This is a genomic window from Streptomyces muensis, assembly GCF_021474425.1.
GTDB classification, from domain to species: domain Bacteria; phylum Actinomycetota; class Actinomycetes; order Streptomycetales; family Streptomycetaceae; genus Streptomyces; species Streptomyces muensis.
The window spans coordinates 1-3488 of the sequence record NZ_JAKEIP010000467.1 but is presented as its reverse complement, the minus strand read 5'-3'; the positions used below and the strand labels follow the sequence as shown (position 1 = coordinate 3488).

Genomic DNA, 3488 nt, shown 5'->3' with positions numbered 1-3488 from the left:
CCCCCCCCCCCCGCCCCGCCCACCGCCGTTCCCTCCGCGGGCGCCGCACCCTCGTCGTCACCGCCGCCGTGGCGGCCGCCGGCGTCGGCGCCGGTGTCTTCGTGCTGAACGCGAACGCCGGTGCGGTCGACCTGTACCACCAGTCCCTCCCGGCGAAGGACGGCTGGGCGGCCTCCGGCTCCGGTACCACGGGCGGCGCGAAGGCCGACGCCGCGCATACCTTCACCGTCAGCACCCGCGCCCAGCTCGTGAAGGCGCTGGGCTCGGTCTCCGACACCGCGCCCCGGATCATCAAGGTCAAGGGCACCATCGACGCCAACACCAGCGACGCCGGCAAGAAGCTGACCTGCGCCGACCACGCCTCCGGTACCGGCTACTCGCTCGCCGCCTACCTCAAGGCCTACGACCCGGCGACGTACGGCAAGAAGGCGCCGGCGGGCAGCCAGGAGAACGCCCGTAAGGCGGCCGCCGACAAGCAGAAGAAGAACATCGTCTTCCGCGTGCCGTCCAACACCACCATCGTGGGCGTCCCCGGCACCAAGGCCGGCATCAAGGGCGGCAGCCTCCAGGTGCAGAACGTCAAGAACGTCATCGTCCGCAACCTCACCTTCTCCGCCACCGAGGACTGCTTCCCGCAGTGGGACCCGACGGACGGCTCGGCGGGCGAGTGGAACTCCAACTACGACTCGGTCACCCTGCGCGGGGCGACGAACGTCTGGGCCGACCACAACACGTTCACGGACGCGCCGACCTTCGACACGTCGCTGAAGACGTACTTCGGCCGCAAGTACCAGATCCACGACGGCGCCCTGGACATCACCAACGGCTCCGACCTGGTGACCGTCGAACGCAACCTCTTCGACTGCCACGACAAGACGATGCTGATCGGCAGCAGCGACACCGACAGCACCGGCAAGCTGCGGGTCACCCTCCACCACAACGTGTGGAAGGGCATCGTCCAGCGGGCGCCCCTGGCCCGGATCGGCCAGATCCACCTGTACAACAACCTGTACGACACGACCACGCTCAACGGCTACACGCCGAAGTACAGCATCGACTCCCGCGCCAAGGCCCAGGTCGTCGCCGAGCACAACGCCTGGAAGCTGCCCTCCGGCGCCAAGGTCGCCAAGCTGCTGAGCGGCGACGGCACCGGCTCGATCGCGGGCGGCGGCAACCTCGTCAACGGCACGGCGACCGACATCGTGGCCGCCTACAACGCCGCGAGCTCGAAGAAGATCAGGACGACGGTGAACTGGAAGCCGACGCTCACGGCCGGGCTTCAGACGTCGGCGAAGAACCTGGCGACGGAGCTGGCGACGACGACCGGCGCCGGGGTCCTGAAGTAGTCGACCCGCGGCGTCGGCCTGCTCTTCCGCTCCCTTACGCCGCCTCGCCGCCGAAGCGCTCCTTGTACGCCTCCAGGTCGTCGTCCGTCAGCTTGGCGAACAGGACCGGGGGGACGGTGAAGGGGGTGCCGGCGGGGACGGCCGTGAGGGAGCGGGCCTCGTCCGCGCTCACCCAGGTCGCCGTGTCGTCGGGGAGGGAGAACGCCTGGCGCATGGCGGCCGCCGACGTCGGGATGAACGGCTCCGAGACCACCGCGTAGAGGTGGATCAGGTTCATCGCCGTACGCAGGGTGAGGGCGGCGGCGTCCTTGTCGGTCTTGATCTCCAGCCAGGGGGCCTTCTCCTCCAGGTAGGAGTTGCCGGCCGACCACAGGGCGCGCAGGGCGGCGGCCGCCTTGCGGAACTGGAGGGCCTCCATGTGCTCCTCGTACTCCGCGAGCAGCCGCGCGATCTCCTCGCCGAGCTTCGCCTCCGCCTCACCGGCCTCGGCACCCGCGGGGACCTCCTCACCGAAGCGCTTCTTGGAGAAGGACAGGACGCGGTTGACGAAGTTGCCCAGGGTGTCGGCGAGGTCCTTGTTCACCGTGGCCGTGAAGTGCTCCCAGGTGAAGGACGAGTCGTCCGACTCGGGGGCGTTGGCGATCAGGAAGTACCGCCAGTAGTCGGCGGGCAGGATCTCCAGGGCCTGGTCGGTGAAGACACCGCGCTTCTGGGAGGTGGAGAACTTCCCGCCGTAGTACGTCAGCCAGTTGAAGGCCTTGACGAAGTCGACCTTCTTCCAGGGCTCGCGGATGCCGAGTTCGGTGGCCGGGAACATCACCGTGTGGAACGGGACGTTGTCCTTCGCCATGAACTGTGTGTAGCGGACGGTGTCGTCCACGTCGTACCACCACGACTTCCAGTCGCGGGTCGAGGGGTCGATGTCCGACCACTCCTTCGTCGCGCCGAGGTACTCGATCGGCGCGTCGAACCAGACGTAGAAGACCTTGCCCTCGGCCGCCAGCTCCGGCCAGGTGTCCGCCGGGACCGGGACGCCCCAGTCCAGGTCACGGGTGATCGCGCGGTCGTGCAGGCCCTCGGTCAGCCACTTGTGGGCGATGGAGGACGCCAGGTGCGGCCAGACGCCGTCGTGGCGGGCCACCCACTCCATGACCTCGCGCTGCAGCTTGGACTGGAGGAGGAAGAGGTGCTTGGTCTCGCGGACCTCCAGGTCGGTGGAGCCGGAGATCGCCGAGCGCGGGTTGATCAGGTCGGTCGGGTCCAGGACCCGGGTGCAGTTCTCGCACTGGTCGCCGCGGGCCTTGTCGTAGCCGCAGTGGGGGCAGGTGCCCTCGACATAGCGGTCCGGGAGGAAGCGGTCGTCGGCGGGCGAGAACACCTGGCGGATCGCCCGCTCCTCGATGAAGCCGTTCTCGTGGAGCTTGCGGGCGAAGTGCTGGGTGATCTCGACGTTCTGGGGGGAGGAGCTCCGGCCGAAGTAGTCGAACGCCAGTGCGAAGCCGTCGTAGACCGCCTTCTGGGCGTCGTGTGCCTGTGCGCAGAACTCGTCCACGGGGAGGTTCTGTTCCTTCGCCGCCAGCTCGGCGGGGGTGCCGTGCTCGTCCGTCGCGCAGATGTACAGGACGTCGTGGCCGCGCTGGCGGAGGTACCGGGAGTACACGTCCGCCGGGAGCATGGACCCCACCATGTTGCCCAGGTGCTTGATTCCGTTGATGTACGGAAGGGCGCTGGTGATGAGGTGTCGAGCCATCGGGGGCTGCTCCCAGGTCGGTTCTGTTGCTGGTTTCGCGAACCTTGAAATCGTAGCCGACATGGGTGGGCCGCCCGCTTCCCGTTTTGCCGGGTGGGAAGGGGGCGGCCGGTTGTCTCCGACGGTTGAGCGGTTCTGCGGCGTTACGGGCGCCAGTCGATCAGTACGCCGTCGTAGAGCTCCGCGTCCGTGAGCTCCAGGGGGGTCGGGCCCGCGTGGAAGAAGGCCGTGTTCTCGGTCTTCAGCTTGCGGAGGTAGTCGAAGCCCTTGTTGTCGTGGTCGCCGAACGCGACGAAGGAGAAGAAGACGGTGGGGTGGGACTTCGCGGCGTCCGTGAGGGACTTGGTGGCGGGGGTCTTCGCGTCGGGGGCGCCGTCGGTCTGGAAGACGAC

Annotated in this window: 3 protein-coding genes; 1 reads left to right on the top strand and 2 read right to left on the bottom strand. The window is 68.3% G+C overall.

The genetic code is table 11. From position 1 onward, the window contains the following. The coding region (locus tag L0P92_RS43130; RefSeq protein ID WP_234768597.1) for a pectate lyase family protein at positions 1-1346 on the top strand (1346 nt) is incomplete at its 5' end. Positions 1347-1380: 34 nt separating this feature from the next. Here L0P92_RS43130 and metG read toward each other — a convergent pair. Together metG and L0P92_RS43120 are read right to left on the bottom strand one after the other, a co-directional pair. Further along, positions 1381-3096 carry a methionine--tRNA ligase gene (gene metG, locus L0P92_RS43125; protein WP_234768596.1) on the bottom strand — a complete coding sequence of 572 codons (1716 nt, stop codon included), beginning with the start codon at positions 3094-3096 and terminating at the stop codon, positions 1381-1383. A 143-nt stretch (positions 3097-3239) separates the two neighbouring features. Further along, positions 3240-3488: VWA domain-containing protein (locus L0P92_RS43120; protein ID WP_234768595.1), on the bottom strand; the 249-nt coding region annotated here is incomplete at its 5' end.